The sequence below is a fragment of the Chloroflexaceae bacterium genome, assembly GCA_025057155.1.
GTDB lineage: Bacteria > Chloroflexota > Chloroflexia > Chloroflexales > Chloroflexaceae > JACAEO01.
In genome coordinates this window covers 1-940 of the sequence record JANWYD010000056.1, presented here as the reverse complement: position 1 = coordinate 940, position 940 = coordinate 1, and the positions used below count along the sequence as shown (strand labels likewise).

The 940-nt window shown below is 66.4% G+C and carries 2 protein-coding genes; one reads left to right on the top strand and one right to left on the bottom strand.

The annotated features are described in order from the left end of the window. Positions 1 to 393: hypothetical protein (locus tag NZU74_20215; GenBank protein ID MCS6883654.1), on the top strand; the 393-nt coding region annotated here is incomplete at its 5' end. 97 nt (positions 394 to 490) lie between these two features. Here the strand turns inward: NZU74_20215 and NZU74_20210 are convergent. Further along, positions 491 to 940: hypothetical protein (locus NZU74_20210; protein ID MCS6883653.1), on the bottom strand; the 450-nt coding region annotated here is incomplete at its 5' end.

Sequence of the window (940 nt, the reverse complement as noted above, 5' to 3'; positions counted from 1 at the left end):
CTTCTGAGTGTGCCTGTGCAGCTGGCGACGGAGGCAGTGCATCGTTTGGCGCGTCGTCAGCGCGATAAGAACGCCCGTCCCCGCGCCCTGCCGCCCCACCTCTGGAACGCCGCCCGCGAGGAGGCGTGCCACTTCTGCCTACAAACCTTAGCCCAACTGGTTCAGCTCGAGCGCGGTCCCGACGCCCTGCCGCCCGAGACGGCGACGCTCTATGATTCGTTCCTGAACGCCGTGCGCCAATACTTAGAAACTCCGCCCCCACACTTACAAGCCGATGCGCCCACGCTTTCGCCTTCCGAGCAACTCAAGCAGGAGCAGCTCCTGTGGCGTCAGGCGCGTGAGGCGTTGGAGTTGTGTGAGAAGTGGCGCAAAGCGATGCACACAGAAGGCTAACTCCCCTCTCCCGCGTGCGGGAGAGGGGCAGGGGGTGAGGGCTTACCGTGATGCACTCCCCTCTCCCGCGTGCGGGAGAGGGGCAGGGGGTGAGGGCTTACCGGGATCGAGTCTCTTCAAACACCACGATGTCGCCGCGCTGCACCACGCCGCGATAGGCAAACACGGGGTCTGCGTCAGGCGCCGTGCGCAACGCCACAGCAATCGTGTCGGGGTCGCCTTCCGTGCTGCCCGCGTCGCGGTTATCCGCCACGCGCACGGTCACGATACCCTGCGTGCGGCGCACGCCTTGACGAGTGCGCTGAGCCGCCCAGCCACGCCCAGAGAAGGTCGCAGTGCCCTCCTCCATATTCACAGCCAGACGCTCCACATTCCCTAAGTGGACGACGGTCACAGCGTTCTCGCCGCGCACCTCGATCTCGAACCCGCCGCTCGTGCGGGACTGCCCGTTGAACTCCAGCTGCTTCGCAGCGAATCGGAACTGCGCGTTCGGGCGCTCTGCATCGGGCGCGCCTGCCAGTCCCTGTCCTGCTGCGCCGCGCAGGGT